16 protein-coding genes, 1 tRNA gene and 1 pseudogene are annotated in these 18271 nt (G+C 70.5%); 13 read left to right on the top strand and 5 right to left on the bottom strand.

Going from position 1 to position 18271, the window contains the following annotated elements; genetic code table 11:
- The first annotated feature begins 1 nt into the window (after position 1).
- The 3 genes and pseudogenes from VMS22_01535 to VMS22_01525 all read left to right on the top strand — a co-directional run bounded on the left by VMS22_01535 (position 2) and on the right by VMS22_01525 (position 2527).
- Positions 2–130, top strand: a complete 129-nt coding sequence (locus VMS22_01535; protein ID HXJ32695.1) for a hypothetical protein — start codon at positions 2–4, stop codon at positions 128–130.
- Between the two features lie 12 nt (positions 131–142).
- Positions 143–556, top strand: a pseudogene (locus VMS22_01530) (redoxin domain-containing protein).
- 45 nt (positions 557–601) lie between these two features.
- Positions 602–2527, top strand: a complete 1926-nt coding sequence (locus VMS22_01525; protein HXJ32694.1) for a c-type cytochrome — start codon at positions 602–604, stop codon at positions 2525–2527.
- Positions 2528–2533: 6 nt separating this feature from the next.
- Here the strand turns inward: VMS22_01525 and VMS22_01520 are convergent, their stop codons facing one another.
- The 3 genes from VMS22_01520 to VMS22_01510 all read right to left on the bottom strand — a co-directional run bounded on the left by VMS22_01520 (position 2534) and on the right by VMS22_01510 (position 5960).
- Complete coding sequence (locus tag VMS22_01520; GenBank protein HXJ32693.1) at positions 2534–2995, bottom strand: hypothetical protein; 462 nt, start codon at positions 2993–2995, stop codon at positions 2534–2536.
- A 103-nt stretch (positions 2996–3098) separates the two neighbouring features.
- Positions 3099–4913 carry a carboxylesterase family protein gene (locus tag VMS22_01515; GenBank protein ID HXJ32692.1) on the bottom strand — a complete coding sequence of 605 codons (1815 nt, stop codon included), beginning with the start codon at positions 4911–4913 and terminating at the stop codon, positions 3099–3101.
- A 24-nt stretch (positions 4914–4937) separates the two neighbouring features.
- Entirely contained in the window at positions 4938–5960 is a 1023-nt protein-coding gene (locus tag VMS22_01510; GenBank protein HXJ32691.1) for a sulfotransferase, read from the bottom strand.
- Positions 5961–6046: 86 nt separating this feature from the next.
- Here VMS22_01510 and VMS22_01505 point away from each other — a divergent pair, with 86 nt between their 5' ends.
- From VMS22_01505 to VMS22_01485, 5 genes are all read left to right on the top strand, one after another.
- Positions 6047–6721, top strand: coding sequence for a hypothetical protein (locus tag VMS22_01505; protein HXJ32690.1), 675 nt, complete (start codon positions 6047–6049; stop codon positions 6719–6721).
- Positions 6722–6812: 91 nt separating this feature from the next.
- On the top strand, positions 6813–7754 hold the full coding sequence (locus tag VMS22_01500) for an SDR family NAD(P)-dependent oxidoreductase (protein ID HXJ32689.1): 942 nt from the start codon (positions 6813–6815) through the stop codon (positions 7752–7754).
- Between the two features lie 40 nt (positions 7755–7794).
- On the top strand, positions 7795–8316 hold the full coding sequence (locus tag VMS22_01495; protein HXJ32688.1) for a VOC family protein: 522 nt from the start codon (positions 7795–7797) through the stop codon (positions 8314–8316).
- Positions 8317–8410: 94 nt separating this feature from the next.
- Positions 8411–9109 (top strand): prolipoprotein diacylglyceryl transferase family protein, encoded by a 699-nt coding sequence (locus tag VMS22_01490; protein ID HXJ32687.1) that lies wholly within the window; start codon positions 8411–8413, stop codon positions 9107–9109.
- Between the two features lie 48 nt (positions 9110–9157).
- The gene (locus VMS22_01485) at positions 9158–10390 is read left to right on the top strand and encodes a hypothetical protein (protein ID HXJ32686.1); all 1233 of its coding nucleotides are present in this window, start codon (positions 9158–9160) and stop codon (positions 10388–10390) included.
- A 6-nt stretch (positions 10391–10396) separates the two neighbouring features.
- Here VMS22_01485 and VMS22_01480 read toward each other — a convergent pair whose 3' ends face one another.
- Positions 10397–11878 (bottom strand): hypothetical protein, encoded by a 1482-nt coding sequence (locus tag VMS22_01480; GenBank protein ID HXJ32685.1) that lies wholly within the window; start codon positions 11876–11878, stop codon positions 10397–10399.
- 278 nt (positions 11879–12156) lie between these two features.
- Between VMS22_01480 and VMS22_01475 the strand changes: the two genes are divergently transcribed.
- The 5 genes from VMS22_01475 (at position 12157) to VMS22_01455 (ending at position 17965) form a co-directional block, all read left to right on the top strand.
- On the top strand, positions 12157–13311 hold the full coding sequence (locus VMS22_01475) for a hypothetical protein (GenBank protein ID HXJ32684.1): 1155 nt from the start codon (positions 12157–12159) through the stop codon (positions 13309–13311).
- The gene (locus VMS22_01470; protein ID HXJ32683.1) at positions 13308–14336 is read left to right on the top strand and encodes a hypothetical protein; all 1029 of its coding nucleotides are present in this window, start codon (positions 13308–13310) and stop codon (positions 14334–14336) included. Before VMS22_01475 ends, VMS22_01470 begins: the two co-directional genes overlap by 4 nt.
- A 19-nt stretch (positions 14337–14355) precedes the next feature.
- A complete protein-coding gene (locus tag VMS22_01465) occupies positions 14356–14937 on the top strand; it encodes a hypothetical protein (GenBank protein ID HXJ32682.1) in 582 nt (193 codons plus the stop codon).
- 152 nt (positions 14938–15089) lie between these two features.
- Positions 15090–17774 (top strand): hypothetical protein, encoded by a 2685-nt coding sequence (locus tag VMS22_01460; protein ID HXJ32681.1) that lies wholly within the window; start codon positions 15090–15092, stop codon positions 17772–17774.
- Positions 17775–17892: 118 nt separating this feature from the next.
- Positions 17893–17965: transfer RNA gene (locus tag VMS22_01455), tRNA-Phe, on the top strand.
- A 38-nt stretch (positions 17966–18003) separates the two neighbouring features.
- On the opposite strand, the gene VMS22_01450 is transcribed toward VMS22_01455, so the two are convergent.
- Positions 18004–18271, bottom strand: a 268-nt coding sequence (locus tag VMS22_01450) for a hypothetical protein (protein ID HXJ32680.1), incomplete at its 5' end; no start/stop codon positions are given.

The following is an 18271-nucleotide window of genomic DNA, read 5'->3' as shown; positions in this document are numbered from 1 at the left end:
GATGACGCCCGAGGTCGGTCAGACCGCGCCCGACTTCATCCTTCCCGACACGACCGGCGCGCCGCGTGCGCTCTCCGCGCTCACGGCGACGCGCGACCTCGTCCTCATCTTCTACCGTGGGCACTGGTGACCGTTCTGTCTTCGCCAGTTGGCGGAGTACGAGGCGCAACGCGACACGCTCCGCGCGCTGGGCGCGGACCTCGTCGCCGTGTCCGTTGACGACGCGGGCCGTTCCGAGCCCGTGCGCCGCGAACTGGGCCTCGGCTTTCCGATCCTCTGTGACCAGCGCCGTGAGGTCGTCCGTGCGTGGGACATCTACAACCCGAAAGAGCACGGCGGCATCGCGGTGCCGTCCGTGTTCGTGATCGGACGCGATCGTACGGTGCGCTACCGGTCGATCGATCGAACCGCGGGCCGCGTCAGCGCCGCCGGCGTGTTGGCATTCCTGCGCACGGGAATCGAGCCGCGCCGGGGCCTCGTCCGAGCGCGGCTTCGTGACTTCATCAAGGCTTTAGGAAACACGGTGGCCCGCGGAGGACGGACGCCGACGACATAGCGTCCGTTGGCAGGGCAATTGCTGCAAAAGCGCCGAGATCCACCGATGCGTATCGCCGTTCGCACCCGCGCGCTGATTCTGGCACTCCTGGCGCTCGCGTGGGCGCCCGATGGGGACGCCGCGTCCGCGGCGGTCGACCTCACGGCCTCGTACGAAGGTCAGGTCACGGTCGCGCACTCGCAAGAAACTGCAGACGTGGCGGGTGCGCTCCAGGCGTTCGGCTCGACCGTCACCGGCACGCTGGCGCTGGGTGCGATGAGCATGAGCGCGTCGACGATCTACACGATGCAGGGTCGCGTCCGCAGGCGCCGCGTGCGCCTCGTGGGCGCGAGCACCGACGGGACGCGCCTCGTGTGGCTCGGCAAGGTGACGGCCGACGGGCTCCGCGGTCGGGCGCTGCTCGCGCGACCCGGGATGAAGGTCCGTGGACGGATGCGACTCACGCGCCGCACGACCGACTCCTCGGGCGGTGGAGGCCCGCCGGCGTGCGACAACTCGTACTTCACCGACGAGGTGATGCCGAAGGTGCTGGTGCCCGTCTGCCAGGCCTGCCACAGCGCGACCGGGCAGGCGGCGATGACGACCTTCCGCGTGACGCCGGGCGATCCGCTCGCGACGCAGGCCAGCGTGGCGCTTCACATCAACGTCGCCAATCCGGACGCGTCGCGCATTCTCCGCAAGCCCCTGAACCTCATCCCCCACGGCGGCGGCCAACGCCTCGTGGCCGGGAGCCCCGAGGAGCAGATCCTGCGGCACTGGGTCGACCTCGTCGTGCAGGGCGTATGCGGCGGCCCGCCGGGCGGCGGGCCGGGAAGCGGCTCGCCCGAGCAGCAGCTCTACGCCGACAACTGCGCGTCGTGCCACGGCGACGACGCACGCGGGCTCCAGGGTCGCCCCGACATCCGCTGCGCGGTGAAGATCCACGACCCGGTACGCCTCGGCAAGGGCACGGGCCCCGACGCGATGCCGAAGTTCGACAACCTGACCGACGCCGACATCACGACGCTGGCGGGCTACCTCGCGGGCCTCTGCGACGCGAGCGGCCGCACGGGCGTGGATCTCTACACGAGCAACTGCTCGACGTGCCACGGCGCCGACGCGCGCGGCGTCGGCGACAACCCGAACGTGCGCTGCTCGTCGGACGTCAACGACGCCGTTCGCAGCGGCAAGGGCAGCGACATGCCGGCGTACTCGTCCGCCGAGCTGTCGAATGCGGACGTCGCGAGCATCGAGGCGTATCTCGCCGGGCTGTGCACCGCGAGCGGAATCGATCGGCCGGCCGATCTCTACGAGTCGAACTGCGGCTCGTGTCACGGCACCGACGCGCGCGGCGTCCAGGGCCGGCCCGACGTGCGCTGCGCGGTGAAGATCCACGACCCGGTGCGCCTCGGACAGGGCACCGGTCCGGACGCGATGCCGGCGTTCGCCAATCTCAGCGACGCCGACATCGCGACGCTCGCCGGGTACCTGACGGGACTCTGCGACGCGAGCGGTCGCACGGGCGTGGATCTCTACACGAGCAACTGCGGGGCCTGTCACGCGGCCGACGGCCGCGGCGCCAACGGCGATCCGAACGTGCGCTGCGCCGTCGACATCGCCGACGCGGTTCGCCGCGGCCGGAACGCCGGCGCCATGCCGGCCTTCACGGCGATCGAGCTGTCCAACGCCGACGTGACGGGCGTGCAGACGTACCTGGACGGGCTCTGCGCCGCGAGCGGGCCCGATCGGCCGGCCGACCTCTACGTCTCGAACTGCGCCTCGTGCCACGGTCCCACGGGCGGCGGTGGCCGCGACTCGAGCGGTGTCCACGGCCCCGAGATCCAGTGCCAGAGCGCCGGCGACATGTCCGACGCGATCCGGTCCGGTCCGGACGAGATGCCCAGCTACCCGAGGTTCTCCGCGGCCGACATCACCGCCGTCACCGACTACCTGCACGGCTACTGCGTCGGCGGCGGCGGTGGCGGGGACTGACCGCGCCTACTTCTTGGCCGCGCCGCGCGGGCGCAGGTCCAGGTCGGGCGGCGGCGTGTCGGGCAGCTTCCAGTAGATGTAGGGCTTCTCCTTCAGCTCGTGGTACGCGTTCGCGGCGTCGATGGCGGCGTGGAACGCCTTCTCGAAGGCCGGGAAGTCCTTGTCCGCGATCGTCGCTTCGAGCGGCTTCCAGTTCTCTTCCATGTACTGGTTGAGGGCGGCCTCGTGCTTGGGACGCATGAAGGCGCCCAGCTCGAAGAGGCCGATGATCTCCTTGTACTGGAACTTGGCCATGGGCCAGTTCTGGAGCTTGGCGGCGTAGAAGAGCTTCCAGGTGCGCGCGCCGATCTCGGGCATGATGCGCGCGAGACCGGGTTGGATCGTCGCCATGTCCTCGAGCGTCATGTTGTTCTTGCCGCTCGAGAACGTGAGCGCCTTGATCTTGGCTTCGAGCTCCTTGTCGTCCATGAATCGTCTCCATGAAGGCGCGGGTGCCGAAGGCACCCGCTGATGAGGGTGTGTGCGATCGGCGGGATGAATAGCGAAGTCGGTCCCCGGGCGCCAATCCGCGTCAGCTACCCCAGGGGTAGCCGTCGAACGGCAGGTCCGGGCACTTGGCCTCGTACGACGCGCGCGTCATCGCGTCCGTCCAGTCGACGAGGTCGTGGTAGATCATGCATCGATCGCGCGGCGTCGGGAGCCGCGGATCGGACTCGACCAGGGCGAGGACGCTCTCGCGCGTGACCGTGTCGGGCGACGTTCGCACACCGCCTCCGGCCGTCGTGTCGAGAACCATGAAGCGCGGCGGAGCGCTCCACGCGGGCCATTCGGGCAGGGCGCCGTCGCGACCGCGCCCGGGGTCGCCGGTCGCCGCAAACGCCGTCCAGTACGACGTCATCGCCGTGGAGAGCTCCTTCCGCCCCGGCTCGTTCGCCTCGGTGAACAGCGCTCGGCCGTCGCGGCCGAAGTCGAAGTGGTCGAACACGAACGGGATCTCGAATCCGTGGCACGCGCCCAGCATGCGCGGCAGATCGGTGCCGAGGGGCGTCGACTCCTCGTCCCAGTCGAAGCGGTAGACGTAGACGTTTGCCGCGCCCGACGCCCGCATCGCGGTCGCGAGCTGGTCGGCGCCGTTCGCCTTCCACATCTTCGACATGATCTCGGCCGTGACGTCGTAGCGCTCCGGATCGCGCAGGCGGGGCAGGATCCAGAGCCACCACCGCACCCAGCGCGGATCGCCGAACATGAAGAGCTTGTTCTCGTCGCGGTTGGTCCCGATCATGACCGGCACGCGATTCCATCCGTCCGCCCGCCGCAGGCGTTCCACCGGCCCGTCGCTCGGCAGCACGGTCCCGTCGGCGAAGACGAGCGGCATGCGGATCATGCCGATGCCGGGGAGCGGCTGATACGCCTCGAGGAGCTTCAGGGCGTCCTCGGCGCGCAGGTAGCCCGCGATCTCGGCGGGCGCGGTCGTCGCGAGGCGCGCCTTCGCGTCGGCACGATCGGTGGCGCGGCCGTCGCGCACCCACAGGCGCGCCAGCGCTTCGTTCGAGCTGTTGTTCGCGACCGGCGACGGCCCGTCGGCGGACGCCTCGGCGAGGACGGGGTCCGCCATGCGCACGCCGGCGCTCTCGACGATCGCCCGCTGGAAGAGCCCGCGCGCCTGCGGCGAGAGGAGCAGGCTCAGCACGTTCATGCCGCCGGCCGACTCGCCGAAGATGGTGACGCGCGACGGATCGCCGCCGAACGCGGCGACGTTGTCGCGCACCCATTCGAGGGCGCGGACGAGGTCGAGCGTGCCGAAGTTGCCCGAGCGCTCGACGTCGCTGGTGGCGCTCGCGCGGATCGCCTCGTGCCGGAACCAGCCGAACGGTCCCAGCCGGTAGTTCATCGACACGACCACCACGTCGCGCAGCGTCGCAAGGTTGCCGCCGTCGTAGAAGCTCCCGGCGCCGATCGAATTGCCGCCGCCGTGGATCCATACCATGACCGGGAGGCGCGAGGCGGGCGTCGCGGTCCTGGGCGCCCAGACGTTCAGGTACAGGCAATCCTCGCTGCCGACCGCCGTGTTCACTTTGGCGGTCGTGACGCCGCCGAACGGGCTCGCGTACTGCACGCACGCCGAGCCGGGTGCGATCGCCTCCCGCACGCCCGTCCACGCCGCGGGCGCCGCCGGCGCGCGCCAGCGGTGCTCGCCGGCCGGCGGGGCGGCGAACGGAATGCCCATCCAGACGAAGCTCCCGTAGCGTCCGACGAAGCCCACCACCTCGCCGCTCGTGGTCGGACGTCGCGAGGCGGGATCCGCGACCCGAACCTCTTCCGTCCGTCCCCCCCGGCATCCGCCGAGGAGCGAGATGGCCAGTGCCAGAGCCGTCGCTCGCCGCATCCGCGCATGATGCGGCGGCGATCCCTACTCGCGCAACAGGACGTCGAGGGCGAAGCGGAGCCGTCCGAGGACGCGCCCCAGCGCGTTCTCGTGGATGTTCCGGCGCAGCGCGACCAGGACCTTCCGCTCCACGCGATAGCGCAGCGGCCCCTTCGCCTTCACGGGCACCGGTGCGCCCGTCGCGGCTTCGAGCTGGGCCACGATCTTCTCGCGCGCGTAGCCGAGCGTCTCGAGGTCGGCGGGGTCGAGCTCGTCGAGCACGCCGGCGACGAGCCCCAGCACCTCGGGGTTGGACGCGATCTCCGCCGCCCACTTGCTGACCGACGAGGTCACCGGTCGCGCGTGCCGCGCGACGCCGGTCGGATCGCCGAGCCCTTTCCACTCCTCGCCGCTCTCGCCGTAGCTGATCGCCTTCTCCTCGAACGGGATCCCCAGGTGCTCGCAGACGCGCCGGAAGTGCGTCTCCGGATCCTTCACGAGTTCCTCGTACTTGACCCACACGTGCGGCACCGGACGGTCGCGCACGAAGCTCGCGAGCGCGGGCACGTAGCGCTGCAGGATCGGATTGTGCGTGATCGCGACGCGATAGTCGCCGTCGAAGAAGGACTCGGCGTAGGACGAGAGCACGGCGAGCGGGTGGCGCGTCAGCACGACGTAGCGGGCGCCCGGATAGAGCTTCGTCAGGAACGGCAGGACGAGCGCGTAGGCGGGCGTCTTGTCGAGGAAGAAGCGCTTCTCCGCCGGCGCCAGCTCGAGGAGCTGGCCGTAGACCGAGTCGGTGTAGGCGCGCAGCGCGTCGAGATAGCCGGCCTCGCCGCGCGGAAGCTCGGCGACGATCTCGCGGATCGCCTGCTCGACGTTGTTGGGATCGTAGGGCGCCTTCTGGACCTTCCCGAAGTAGCCGAGGTGGGCGAGCGGCGTGACGACGTGCGGCTCGGCGCGGCCGTAGACGAGCGAGTGGGCCGAGAGCATGCGCGCCAGCAGCGTCGTTCCCGAGCGCGGGGCGCCGATCAGGAAGACGAGGCGATCCTGCATCCGAGCGGCCATCATCCGGGCCCGCGGCCCAGGTGTCCAACAACCTCGGGTTTCGAAGCTCCCGGAAGCATGCCAGAGTGGTGCGCACCGGAAGCGCGATGCAGACCGAACGGCCGACCGCGAAAGAGGTGAGGGGGCAGCTCGATCGCGGCATGGAGGCTCAGCTCCGCAACTTCCGTCACGCGCTGAACGAGGGCATGCCGCGCCTCGGCTGGAAGATCGGCATCAACGATCCGCGCATGCTCGAGCGCCTCGGCCTCGCCGAGCCGGCGATCGGCTGGCTCGCGGGCGATCGCGCGATGCGCTCCGGCGATCGCTACGTGCTCCGTCGCGGCACGCGCGTCTTCGTCGAGGCCGAGATCGCGCTCCACGTCGGCGGCGGGGCGGTGTCGCTCCAGGCACCCGCGCTCGAGCTCGTGAATTTCAGTCTGCCCGCCAACTCGCTCGAGGGGGCGCTCGAGCACAACATCTACCACGAGGCCGTCGTGCTCGGCGCCGAGGTGCCGCCGGTGTCGCTCGACGGCAGCTCCTGGCCGCACCTCTACCGCAACGGCACCGAGGTCTCGCGTCGCGAGCCGAAGCTCCTGGCGATGGATCCGGGCGCGGTCCTGCGCCACGTCTCGGGGCTCCTCGCCCGCTACGGGGAGTGGCTCGAGGCGGGCGACTGGATCATCGCGGGATCGCTCATCCAGCCCCTGTCCGTCCGGGCGGGAGACAAGATCGAGGCCGACTTCGGCCCGCTCGGGAAGGTCGCGGTCGAGGTCGCCGAGTAGCAGGACCGATCGGTCGTTCGATTGACACCCCTTCCGAGCGCGTGTTAGCCGACCCGCTTTCGACGCACTTCCACACCGCATCGGAGGACAGATGGGCAAGCTTCTCGAAGGCAAGGTCGCCGTGGTCACCGGGTCGGGCCGGGGCATCGGGCGCGGCATCGCGCTCGCGCTCGCGACCGAGGGTGCCAAGGTGGTCGTGAACGACGTCGGCTGCGCGACCGACGGGCGCGGCACCGACGCCGATCCGGCGGCGGGGGTCTGCAAGGAGATCGCCGCGCTCGGCAGCGAGGCGATTCCCAACTACGACAGCGTCGCCGAGTTCGACAGCGCGGGGAACATCATCAAGGCGGCGGTCGACAAGTGGGGACGCATCGACATCCTGGTCAACAACGCCGGCATCCTGCGCGACAAGCAGCTCGTCAACATGGCGCCCGAAGATTTCGACGCGGTCCTGAAAGTCCACCTCTACGGCGGCTTCAACTGCTGCCGGCACGCGCTGCCGCACATGCGCGAGAAGGGCTACGGCCGCATCATCAACATCGTCTCGAGCGCCGGCCTGCGCGGAAACTTCGGGCAGGCGAACTACGGCGCCGCCAAGGCCGGGCTCATGGGGCTCACCTTCGTCATCGCCGTCGAGCACATGAAGGGCAACGCCGAGGGCAAGTACTCGATCACGGCCAACGCGCTCGCGCCCGCCGGCATGACCCGCATGGTGGGCCAGATCCCCGGCATGGAAGGCCGTCCGGTGCCGCCGGAGATGAACCCCGATCTGAACGGGCCCATCGTCGCCTACGTCGCGTCCGAGGAGGCGAAGCACGTCAACGGCCAGATCTTCGGTCGCCGCGGCTACGCCTACACCCTCTTCCAGACGCCGAAGCCGCTCGCCGCCATGTTCAAGGAAGGCGGCTGGTCGGCCGGGGAGATCGCGAAGAACTTCGACGCGGCGTTCTTCGAGCACCTCTCGGTACCCGGCATTCCGGTCACGCCCGCGATGAAGGCGGCCGCCGCGGCGGCCGCGCAGAAGAAGGGGTAGGGGAGATCCATCGGGGCCGTCCTGCGACGTAGGAGGGACCATGACACCCAAGGGCTTTTCGCACGTCGGCCTTTCGACGCTCGACCTCGACGCGACGCGCGCCTTCTACGAGGGCGTGCTCGGCTTCCGGGCGGTGCGCTGCGACATCATGGAGTTCGAGGAGGGCGGCCGTATCCGTCACGTCTTCTTCGACTGCGGGAACGGCCAGATGATGGCCTTCATGGAGCCGAAGGGCGTTCCCGGCGTCCCCGCCGAGTACGACGCCGGCATCAACCGCGGCCTCGGCGTGCCCGACGCGTTCTACCACTTCGCGTTCGACGTCGAGTCGCACGCCGCCCTGGTCGCGAAGCGCAACGCGCTGCTCGCCAAGGGCGTCAGGGTGACGCCGATCGTCGACCACGAGGGGTGGATGGAGTCCATCTACTTCAAGGACCCGAACGGCCTCATGCTGGAGTTCGCGTGGCAGAGCCGCGCCCTCACCGACGACGACGCGGTGATGGCGCTCCGGGCCCGCCATTCGCTCCGAGCGCGCTCACCGGTGACCGACTTCCGCCGCGACTAGCAACGGGGTCGTTGCGGCGGCCGTTGCGCCGGCGACCGTGCGATGCCGCGGCGCGGCCGCTCCGTCCGGGTACGGCGCGTGCATCGGGGAGCGCATGCTCCCGACGCTCGAGACACAGGTCGGCGACGTGCACGTCGTCGTCTCGCTGTACGGCATCGCCGTCATGCTCGCCGTCGCCGCCGGCATGATCCTCGCCACGCGGCAGGCGCGACGGCCCGACGTCGTCCTGGTCGCGGCGCCCCTCGTCGTCGCGGGCGCGTGGTGGGGCGCCGGGGCATACTATCGCGCCGTGCACGGCGGCGCGGGCCTCGCGTCGATGGGCGGCATCGGCGGCGGCATCGTGATGGTCGCGGCTGCGAGCCGGCTCGCGGGTGTGCGTTGCCTCGATCTGCTCGACGCATTCGCCCCCGGCGCGCTGCTCGGCTTCGGCGTCGGTCGCATCGGCTGCTTCCTCGCCGGGTGCTGTTTCGGGCGGCCCACGGAGCTGCCGTGGGGCATCGTGCTGCCGGATCTCGGTCCTCCGCCCCGCCATCCCGTGCAGCTCTACGCCGCGGGCGCCGACTTCGCCCTCGCCGCCTGGCTGGTGCGGAGCCCTGGTCCGCCGGGGGCGACGGCGTGCCGCGCGATGATCGGCTACGGCGTCGTTCGCGTGGCGCTCGAGACGATGCGCGATCCCGCTGCGACCGATCTCCTCTGCGCGTGGGGCATCACCGTTCCGCAGGCCTGCGCGATCGCGCTGGTCCTGGCCGGTCTGGCGCTGTCGACGCAGCGCCCGCGGGTCAAATCCCCTTGACAATCCGAGCTGGTCTGTAAGCACGTAGAGCGCACGGAGGTGGTGCCCATGTTCGGTCGCTCGCTGTCCGCTGCCGGGCTCGTCGTCCTGCTCGCCGTCGCGCCGGCGAGCGCGCGCTTCCACTTCGCGGAGATCCACGAGGCCATGTCGGGCGTCGGGAGCGATCCGACCGTGCAGTTCGTCGAGATCCGCATGCTGGCGATCCTCCAGGACCTGGTGGCGCACAGCCGTCTCACCGCCTTCAACTGCGACGGCACGTCGGCCACGATCCTTCTCGAGGTGCCGGCCAACGTCGGCATGGCCGGCGAGGACGTGCGCTGGGTGATGGCGAGCCCGAGCGCGGTCGGCTTCAACACGGTCTTCGGCATCAACCCCGACTTCACCTTTTCGGGGAGCATCGATCCGACCTGCGGCAACATCTGCTGGGGCGCCCCCGGCAACAGTGTCCCCGAGAACCCGCCGACGTGGAACGCGGCGGACGTGAACAACTACGTCGACTGCCTGGCCTACGGCGGCTACACGGGCCCGACGCGGCTCGGCCAGCCGGTCGTCGCGGGACCGCTGGGCAACGGCACGCAGAGCCAGACGCGCACGACGGGTAGCCAGACCTTCAACCTCACGTGTCCGTCACCGCAGAACAACGCCGGCAACGTGGGAAGTCTCACGGGCTGCACCACCACGACCACGACGACCATCGTCACCACCACGTCCACCTCCACGTCGACGACGTCGACCTCCACGTCGACCACCACCACGACCTCGCTCGTCCCGTCGCAGCTCATCGACGGCAGCAAGATCTCGCTGAAGGACGATCCGGCGAACGCCGCGAAGCGGAAGGCGACCGTGCAGTCGAAGGACCTCGACGTCACGCTCGGAGACGGCAACGGGTCGGGCGACGATCCGCGCACGGTCGGCGCGACGGTGCGCATCGTCTCGACGGCCGGCGACGGCTTCGACGACACCTACACCCTCGCGCCCGGCCCGTCGTTCTGGTCGCTCGTCGGCCACGAGGGCGAGAACAAGGGCTACAAGTACAAGGACAACCTGCTGGTGAACGGTCCGGTGAAGGCGTTCCAGGTGAAGCCGAACAAGATCCTCAAGATCACCGCCAAGGGCAGCCAGCTCGGCCACACGCTCGCGGCGAACCCCGATCCGGTCGACGTCGTCGTCACCATGGGAACGCAGCACTACTGCATGCGGTTCGCGGGTACGGTCACGTTCAAGACACCGAAGTCGTTCAGTGCGAAGCTGGCGCCGGCGCCGGGCGCGTGCGCGCCCTGAGCCGCGTCAGCTCCCGACGTTCCACAGGGCGACGCGGCCCACCGCGTCGCCCGTCGCGACCTGGGCGCCCGCCCATGCGAGCGCGTGGATCTGCGCCTGGCTCCAGTCGAGCGTGCGAAGGATCGCGCCCCGTCCCGGATCGACGAGCACGACGCGACCGCTCGGCAGGCCGACCGCGACGCGACCGTTCGGGCCTGCGGCGAGCCGCGCCGGCGTATAGCCGACCTCGAGCGCAGCGAGCGTCCGGCCGTCGGCCGGGTCGAGGCTGCGCACGAAGCCGTCGGCCGTGAGCGTGACGAGCCCCGTCGTCTCGAAGCCGAGCGACGTCACCGCCCGGGTGCTCGGGTGCCACGGAGGCTCCCCCGCGCCCTGGCGCGCATCGAAGAGCGTGATCGCGCCGCTCTCGTCGCCGACGGCGACGTGCGTGCCGGTGGCGTCGATCGCGACCGCCGACGCCTCGGCCGTAGCGTGATAGCGCGTGAGTTCGTGCCCGTCGTCCGCGTCGATCACGTGCGCGGCGACGTCGTGGAACGCGGTCACGACGATCCGCCGTCCGCCCGGCCACCAGGCGGCGTCGCGCACGACGTCGTTCGCGCCCGAGAGCACGCGCACGAGCTTTCCGCTCGGCAGGGCGTAGCGCAGCAGGCGTCCCTCGAGCACCACCAGGGCCTCGGTGCCGTCGGGCCGCCACGCGATGCGGTTCACGATCTCGGGGTGCGGCGTCTCGCCGGGCGGCACGGCGATCGGCGGCGCGGGATCGAGCGCGCCCGCGAGCGTGCCCTCCGGAAGACGCCACACGCTGACCCCGGCTCCCGCGACCGCGACGAGCAGCGTCGCGCCGTCGGGCGAGGCGGCGAGCGCGGAGATCGGCTGGCTGAAGGTGATGAGGCAGCGCGGCTGCGACGGTCCCGCGGGCTCGAGCGGGGCGCAGGCCGACTGCGCGACGGCGGCCGCGCCGCCGGCGCCCGGCGCGATCGGGAGCGCGAAGTCCATCGCGATGCTCTCGCCGCCGAGCGCGATCGCCACCTTGGCGTCGATGCGCGGCGCGGCGATCGGCTTCGCGCGTCCGACCAGGGCTTCGCCCTCGGGCGCGAGCGGTACGATCTCCGAGCCGGCGATCGTGATCGTGCCGCGTGCGCCGTCGACGGCGAGCGGGCGGCGATAGAAGTCCGTCACGTACACTTCGAGGCGACCGTTCGCTTCGGCGCGCGCCTCGAGATGTCGCCCGCCCACCATCGCGACCACGCCGCCGTGGTGTGGCGTGTGGTCGTGCATGAGGACCGTCTTCGCCTCCTCGCGACGCAGCGACACGAGCGCCGGCTGCGCGAAGGCCCGTCGCGCATACTCGAACGTGATCGGGGCGTTCGGCCCGAGCCCGTCGACGAGGGCCGGATCGGCGACCGTGAGCCGCAGCGTGACGCCGGTCGACATGCCCGGCACGTCCGCACGCCGCACGACGATGGCATGCCGATCGGCGTCGATGCTCACCACCTCGCCCGTGCCGGTCGAGGTCGTCGTGCCGCACGCGAGCGCGGCGACGAGCAGGCTGTAGAGGATCCGGCGCGTGGGTCGGCGTTAGCGGGAAGGGTGCGGGAGGTCCAGCGACGACGCCGGATGGCGCCGGCGAACCGATCGGCCGAGGCATCTGCGTGGTACCGCGGCCAAGCGGGCATGCGGTGCACACGATCGGCCACTGGCCGTCCACGACGGGCGAGGCGGCGGGTTACCGGGATCCCGTCCGCATGGTAGATCCTTTCGGGAGTCCGATGACGCGCCGGCTTCCCGTCCTGCTCGTTCTCGTCGCGCTCGTTGCCGGAGGCGTCGCCGAAGGCCGGGACCGGCGGACGATCACCGTGAAGGTTCCCCGAGTTTCGCTCCCACCGGGGAGCGATCTGGAGACGTGCTATTTCGTGAAGGTTCCGGCCACCGCTCCATTCGCGCTCGGCTCGTGGCGTGTCGCGCACGCCGGGACGAAGAGTCGCACGGGAGCACGCCACTTTCTCGTGTACCTGTATACGGGCGAGCGGCTCGCCGAGTTCCCCGAGAAGACGTTGCTGCAGAGCCGCGGCTGCATCGATCTGGGGCCCGTCGATCGCGACCGGCGGGTGCTGGTGGCGACCGCCGGCTCGAATCAGAAGCTCGTGCGAACGCTGCCGAAGGGGGTCGCCGCCGAGCTCGCACCGGTGGCCGATGCACCCGGCGGCGCGCCGGCGGCGATCGGGCTGCTCATCGACACGAACTGGGGCAACGCCGACACCAAGACGCACGTCGTGTCGACGCGCCTGGTGCTGCGCGCGGCCAAGCCGAAGCAGGTGCGCCGCACGGCCCGGCCGCTCTCCGACCGGACCGCCGAGGCGGGGATCCTCGTTCCTCCGTTCAGCGAGGGAGCGACCGAGAATCTCGTCGACGCTCGCTGGACGGCACCGGCCGATACGTGCGTGCTCGGGCTCTCGAGCCAGATGCACCGCCGCGGACGCTGTGCCGGCGTCGATCTCCTCGGTACCGACGGTCAGACGAAGAACCCGACAGGGAGCCCCGAGAACCTGTGCGCGCCCGGACGCCGCCAGCTCTTCGTCGGCCTCGACTTCACCGACCCGGGTGCGCTCGGCTTCTCGTCGGCACTTGCCGTGGGCGCCGGCGAGGCGCTGCGCTACGGCTGCTGGCTCGACAACGGTGCCCGGTCGTCGCCGGTTCGGCTCGGATGCGAGGAGACACCGGGCGTCGTCCCCGGGGGCGTCGGCCATCCGGCGGCACCGTGCTCGCTCGCGATGCCGCACAGCCCCGACTGTCCCGGCCAGGCGGCGTGCGTGCCGGCCAACGACGTCGCCGGCGACAGCGTGGACGACGAGGTATGCGGGATCACGGCGCTCGTCTACGACGCGGCCCCCGGGGGCGATTGCGACGTGTCGGGGTTGCCATGATCGTTCGCGCCGTCCTCGCGTTCGCCTTCCTGGTCGCCGTCACGGCTGACGCGCACATGGTCACCATCTTTCCGAGCACGTGCGCCGTGACGATGGGACTCTCCGCTCCGGCCGGCGGCGTGGTCGCCGACGTGGCGGCGCCAGCGGCGGGCGACCTCCTGCGCGTCATGTACGATCCGTCGACGAGCCCGACGTTGAGCCGCGTGCAGGTATGCCCCGCGGATCCGATCGATCCAGCGAACCGTTGCGGGGCGATCCGCCCGCGCCCGTTCACCGCGGGCCCGCACACCGGGTCGATCGCGTTCCCCGCGTTCGTCGGGATCCAGCTCCTCTCGAGCGGGGAGCTGCGGCGCGCGGATCTCCCGATGGCGATCACGCTCGACGGCACGTCGGACTCGGTTGCCATGGACTTCACGTCCGGCTTCGCGATGGCCGGTGGTACCCTGGTGGTCGGGGCGCCGATCGACGCGTCGGGTGCATTCGCGCTCGTCGGGGTGGGGCGATCGGCCGCGCTGTCGCCGCCGCTCGCCGACGTCGACCTGCTGCTCACGCTGTCCTGCACGCTGGCGCCGGTGCCCGATCTCGACCAGTTCGCGCTCGCGCCTCGTCTGTCACGCGTGGCGGGCCTGGCGACGTCCCACGCGCGAACGCTGACGATGGTGCTGGAAGCCAATTCGATCCTTCCCGCGTCCTTCGACACCACGCCGACGACGCTCCGTCTGGGGCCCGCGCCGGCGATGGAGCTGCGGCTCGACGGCGGGCTGGCGGCGGCGGGCCGGAAGGGATTCGCCGCGACGGCGTTCGACGGCAGCCGTGTGTCGGTGATGCCGCTGCGACGGCCCGGACGCCTCGCGTACCGGATCCGCCTGCGCGGGCCGGGCATCGCCGATCTGACGGCTGCGCCGGAGGGTTCGCTCGTCGTCGAGAGCGGTGGGCTGATCGCCCGCACGGCGGTCGCCATGCGCCCCAATCGCGCAAGGACCCGCGTCAGAGTGCGGTTGGCGCGATCGCGTGGGCAGGGCTAGGGTACGAGGAGACGTCACGATGCGAGGCACGAAGTGGAGCATGGGGGTCGCGATCGCCGTCGCGAGCGTTCTGATCGGCGCCGCCCCGCAGCGCGCGAGCGCGCAGCCCGTGAACCACGGTCGGCTCGTCATCCGACCGGGCAAGGGCCGCGTCGATCCGAACACCGGCAGCGCGATGTTGTCGGTCCGCCGCTGGGACTTCACCCTCTCGCCCACGACGGACGGCATCAGCCCCGCAACCGAGCCCGTCATCATCGCGATCGCCGAGGAGACGTTCCGGATCCCGGCCGGGATGCTGAAGGAGTCGAAGAGCGGCAAGCGGTTCTCCTACAAGAGCAGGACCGACCGGGGCGTTCGTTCGTTCCGTCTGATCCTCAATCAGGATGGGACCTATCGCGTTCGCTTCGCGCTCGCCGGTGTCGACTTCTCCCGGCTACTCCTCCTGGACCGCCCCGTCATCGAGTGCATGCCGTTCGCCGTGATCGTCGGCAACGACGACGGCTTCTCGGGCGTGAAGGTCGAGCTGCTCAAGCCCGCGCCGTCGGCGAGGCTCACCATTCCGGGCTTTTGCACCGACGTTCCGGGCTGGCCCTGGGTCTAACCTGACGATCTGATCCGGCTGCGCCCGGCCCTGGATATCCCCGAAAATCCCTTGACGGCTTCGCGCGGGGCGCGATACGTCAGACGCCAAGGCTCGCCACATGCCGGGTGCCCGGCGTGGGCGGCGTGCCGCGCACATTGGAGGGGGATCCCATGACGAAGAACGCGCACCGAATCCGGGCTGGCTGGCTCATTGCGATCGCGATCCTGTTCGCGAGCGTTCAGGGGGCTTCGGCCGACCCGGCGAAGTGCGAGCGCGGCATCACCAAGTCGTCCGCGAAGTACGTCCAGGGGCGCAGCAAGGCCCTCCAGAAGTGCGAGGACCAGAAGACCAAGGGTGCGCTCCCGCCGACCCAGGACTGCACCATGGAGTCCAAGACGATGCTGCTGCTCGGCAAGCTCGTGACGAAGCTGGACACGGGCATCGCCAAGGTGTGCGGCGGCGCCGACAAGATCTGCGGCGCGGGCGGCGACGACGATCCGCTGTCGTCGATCGGGTGGGCCAGCGTTCCGTTCTGTCCCGACATCGAGAGCTTCGGCTGCAACAACGCGATCAACAACTGCGACGACATCAGCACCTGTCTCGAGTGCAGCGCCAACGGCCTCGTCGATCAGGCCATTGCGCTCTACTACGGCGCCCTCAACACCGCCGAGTTCGGCACCAACAGCACGGTCAACAAGTGCCAGCAGGCGATCGGCAAGGCCACGGCGAAGTTCCTGCAGGCCAAATCGAAGGCCCTGCAGAAGTGCTGGGACGCCCGCATCAAAGGCATCCACTCGAATCCGTGCCCGAGCCCGGGCGACGGCAAGGCCGCGATCCTCATCTCGACCGCCGAGTCGAAGAAGCAGGACTCCATCTGCAAGGCGTGCGGCGGCCCCGACAAGATGTGTGACGGCAACGGCGATCTCACGCCCGGCGCCATCGGCTTCGTCCCGGTGTGCCCGGCGCTGACGCCGCCCGGCAGCTCGAGCTGCTCGGCCACGATCTCGAGCACGAACGACATCGTCGAGTGCGTCGATTGCATCACCGAGTTCAAGGTCGACTGCATCGACGCCCTCGCGGTGCCGGAGTTCGTGAGCCCGCTGCCGCCCGAGTGCCAGGCCAACACGACCACCACGACCACGTCGACCAGCACGTCGAGCACGACCTCGACGAGCACCTCGTCGACGACGACCACGTCGACCTCGACGTCGTCCACGACGACCACGTCGACCAGCACGTCGTCGACGACGACGACGAGCACGTCGCTGCCCTCGACCACCAGCACGTCGACCACGACGTCGACGTCGACCAGCACGACGACCAGCACCACGACCTCGACGACCACGTCGACCGTGACGACCACGTCGACCACGACCAGCACGACGACCAGCACCTCGACGTCATCGACCACCACCACCAGCACCACGACGTCGACCACCACGACCACGGGCGGCGCGACGCCGTCGTTCCTCGACTTCACGACGACGGCGGGGGTGGGGAACTGTGGCCAGACGTTCCGCGACGTGGCCGCCTCAGGCCCCGTCCTGAAGAACCTCGGCTGCAGCGGTCTGGACATCGGCGGCGGCTCGGCCACCGTGGCCGAGGGGCCGACGCCGGACGGCGCCACGAGCCGCTTCACGACCAGCTGCACGGGCTCGAGCTGCACCATCGGCGCGACGCTGGCCAACGGGGTCGGCTTCAAGTGCACCAACACCGGGTGCGTGTTCGGCACGCCGTTGCCGATTCCGAACGCCGGAACGACGACCTGCGTCCAGAACGTCTTCGCGGCGCCGGCGAGCGGCACCCTCGACACGTCGACCGGTGCCGCGTCGCTCACCCTGCCTCTCAGCTCGGTGACGGTCGTCACGGGCAACGCCGCGCAGCCGTGCCCGCTCTGTCGCATCGGGACGATCGCCGGCGCTCCGTGTGCCGGCACCCCCGGCTCGCCGTGCACCGGCGTCTGCGAAGGTAGCCCGAACCAGGGCGATCCATGCACCAGCACGAACTCCTCCGGTCTCACGAACGACTGCCCGGCACCGGCGTCGAGCGCGCTCGGGAACCGTTGCTACAAGGGCAGCAACAACAACGGCGCCTGCACGTCGAACGCGCAGTGCCCCGGCGGCGGCGTCTGCGCGATCTTCGTCGGCAACATCCCCGTGAACCTCTCGCCGCTCACGACCGGCCTCACCAACATGTCGAACGCGAGCGGTCTCTTCTGCACGCAGGCGCGCTGCGTCGGCGGCACGAACTACGGCAACACGTGCACCGTCGATACCGACTGCCCCGGCACGACCGCGGTTCCGCGGTGCATCGCGCAGGGCGCTGGCCAGGCCGGCGCGTTCCTCACCAACGTCTGCCTCGACGGCCCGAACAGCGGGCTGCCGTGCACCGTCGCGACGCAGACCGCCGACTGCGGTGCCACCTTCACCTGCCGGTTGGGCAACGTGAACAACATGTGTGCGTCCGGCAGCCGGGTCGGCAAGGGCTGCACGGCGGCCACGGGAGCCACGGGATGCGGCAGCAACGCAACGTGCTCCGGCGGTCCCGGAATGCAGGGCACGTGCCCCGCGGGTGACATCTGCTCGGCGGCCAGCGGCGGCACCTGTGGCGGTCCCACCGGGAGCTGCGTGCGCGCCGGTACGCTGGCACGTCACATCCGCGAGCAAGGAACCCCATCGGGGAGCCTCATGCCACTCAATTCGTCGCACGCGGCAACCCTCGCCACCGTGTTCTGCATCCCGGCGGCGAACACCGATCCGAACGGCACCGGCCAGGGCTTCCTCATCAACGGCGCCGCGAACCTCCCGGGTCCGGGCGCGACCACGCTCCCGGGCACGATGGTGCTGCGCCCGTAGGCCGCCCTTCATCACGATCGTCACGAGCCCCTGGGCCGACCCGGCCCAGGGGCTCTTTCGTCTCGGCGTTGTTTGACCCCCCACGGCGGAGCCGGTAAGAGTCGCGCCCTCTAGCTTCGGCCAGGTAGCTCAGTTGGTAGAGCACGTGACTGAAAATCACGGTGTCGACGGTTCAATCCCGCCCCTGGCCACTTGTTAGATCGCGGACTTGCGCACCACTGACGACGCGTCAGCGCACGTTCGCACGTTGGTTGTCCGAAGGATTGTCCGAATTGACGGCTAGCGGGGCAACTCGCGGGCCGGCATCGCGACGCTCGGCGACGTAGCGCGACGTCGCCTCCGCGGCTGCCTCGAGGTCAGCCTCGGACGTGATGTCATAGCGGTCGAAGACGCTCCGCGTCCGGTGGCCGCTCACGCGCATCGCGACTAGCTCAGGGACCCCGGCTCGCACCATGTTGCGCACGGCGGAGCGACGGAGGTCGTGGAACAGGACGCCG

The sequence above is a fragment of the Candidatus Eisenbacteria bacterium genome, from assembly GCA_035577985.1.
Lineage (GTDB): Bacteria > Desulfobacterota > Binatia > DP-6 > DP-6 > DATJZY01.
This window is presented reverse-complemented; position numbering and strand designations above follow the sequence as displayed.

Coding starts and splice junctions, on each gene's coding strand:
- VMS22_01520 (HXJ32693.1), bottom strand. CDS start 2,995: ATGGACGACAAGGAGCTCGAAGCCAAGATCAAGGCGCTCACGTTCTCG.
- VMS22_01495 (HXJ32688.1), top strand. CDS start 7,795: ATGACACCCAAGGGCTTTTCGCACGTCGGCCTTTCGACGCTCGACCTC.
- VMS22_01460 (HXJ32681.1), top strand. CDS start 15,090: ATGACGAAGAACGCGCACCGAATCCGGGCTGGCTGGCTCATTGCGATC.
- VMS22_01510 (HXJ32691.1), bottom strand. CDS start 5,960: ATGGCCGCTCGGATGCAGGATCGCCTCGTCTTCCTGATCGGCGCCCCG.
- VMS22_01470 (HXJ32683.1), top strand. CDS start 13,308: ATGATCGTTCGCGCCGTCCTCGCGTTCGCCTTCCTGGTCGCCGTCACG.
- VMS22_01485 (HXJ32686.1), top strand. CDS start 9,158: ATGTTCGGTCGCTCGCTGTCCGCTGCCGGGCTCGTCGTCCTGCTCGCC.
- VMS22_01535 (HXJ32695.1), top strand. CDS start 2: ATGACGCCCGAGGTCGGTCAGACCGCGCCCGACTTCATCCTTCCCGAC.
- VMS22_01525 (HXJ32694.1), top strand. CDS start 602: ATGCGTATCGCCGTTCGCACCCGCGCGCTGATTCTGGCACTCCTGGCG.
- VMS22_01465 (HXJ32682.1), top strand. CDS start 14,356: ATGCGAGGCACGAAGTGGAGCATGGGGGTCGCGATCGCCGTCGCGAGC.
- VMS22_01490 (HXJ32687.1), top strand. CDS start 8,411: ATGCTCCCGACGCTCGAGACACAGGTCGGCGACGTGCACGTCGTCGTC.
- VMS22_01500 (HXJ32689.1), top strand. CDS start 6,813: ATGGGCAAGCTTCTCGAAGGCAAGGTCGCCGTGGTCACCGGGTCGGGC.
- VMS22_01505 (HXJ32690.1), top strand. CDS start 6,047: ATGCAGACCGAACGGCCGACCGCGAAAGAGGTGAGGGGGCAGCTCGAT.
- VMS22_01475 (HXJ32684.1), top strand. CDS start 12,157: ATGACGCGCCGGCTTCCCGTCCTGCTCGTTCTCGTCGCGCTCGTTGCC.
- VMS22_01515 (HXJ32692.1), bottom strand. CDS start 4,913: ATGCGGCGAGCGACGGCTCTGGCACTGGCCATCTCGCTCCTCGGCGGA.